The sequence below is a fragment of the Wolbachia endosymbiont of Drosophila bocki genome (assembly GCF_028982005.1).
Classification (GTDB): domain Bacteria; phylum Pseudomonadota; class Alphaproteobacteria; order Rickettsiales; family Anaplasmataceae; genus Wolbachia; species Wolbachia pipientis.
The window spans coordinates 1-1,165 of record NZ_JAPQLG010000048.1; the positions used below are offsets into that span (position 1 = coordinate 1).

Annotated in this window: 1 protein-coding gene; it reads right to left on the bottom strand. The window is 34.1% G+C overall.

Annotated features, from left to right (window positions below; translation table 11 throughout):
- Window positions 1-1,018, bottom strand: a 1,018-nt coding sequence (locus OZD61_RS00960) for a 5'-3' exonuclease H3TH domain-containing protein (RefSeq protein WP_274979510.1), incomplete at its 3' end; no start/stop codon positions are given.
- Window positions 1,019-1,165 lie beyond the last annotated feature (147 nt).

A 1,165-nucleotide genomic window follows, 5' to 3' on the forward strand; every position in this document is an offset into this window, starting at 1 on the left:
CTATATAAAAAATATTACTTTCGCTATGAGATAGACTTAATACATTGTTTTCAAGGTGGTAATGAATTGCAATTTTGCCTTCATATCTACAGTGCTCTAAAAATTTCTCTAACTCTTCACTACTATACTCTATTTTTTCTTCTGTGCTAGACCCACTATAGGAAAAAAGCTTTTCCACTTTCCCTATCAAGGAATTGAATTCATACTTCTTTAAAAAGGATAACAATTTCTCCATGTTTGGAGAATGGACTTCATATTTTGCAATATCATGTTGAAGGTCTACTTTTTCGCATAGTGATAAAAGTTCTCTTGAAATTAGTGCTTTTTCCTTATGTTCGGTAAGAATATTACGAATCCTCGTTCGCTCGATGTTATCAATGTTCTCTATAATATTATTCAATGAATCAAATTCATCTAATAATTTAGTGGCAGTTTTTGGTCCTATTCCTGGAACGCCTGGAATGTTATCAGATGCATCACCAGTTAGAGAAAATAAATCAAGAAGCTTGTGTGAGTTTACACCAAATTTTTCTACTACTCGTTTTTCATCTATGTATATATTTTTAATGGGGTCGAATATTAAAATATTGTGGTTCAAGAGTTGAAACAAATCTTTATCTGATGAAACGACTACCACTTTAAAGTCTTGGTGGTTGGCGTATTTTGCAGCTAGTGTTGCAATTATATCATCTGCTTCATAACCTTCAATCTCTTCATAGCTGAGGTTAAAAGCTTCTACCGCTTCCCTCAGTATGGTGAACTGTGGAGTTAGATCCTCAGGAGGCGTTACTCTGTTCGCTTTGTACTCAGGATATAAATTGTGCCTAAAATTCTTTTTCCCTGCATCAAGTGCTATAGTTAAGTAGTCCGAATGGGCAATGTACTTAAGAACCATATTCAGAAAGCCATATACACCACCTATTGGCATTCCTGTTGTGGTAATTAAGTGAGGTAGTACATAGTAAGCTCTGAAAAGAAAACCATAGCCATCGATGATTGTGAAAGTTTTTTCTTTCATTGTAGATATTTATGCGTGCTTTTGATGGTCCACTATTTAGCTGAGAAAATCAAGTTTTTGTTTTTCTGCTTTTGAGCGTTGTAAGAACCTGTTAAGGATCTCGAAAATATGAGGTAAAATAAGCATAGTTAAGAAAGAGGTATATCT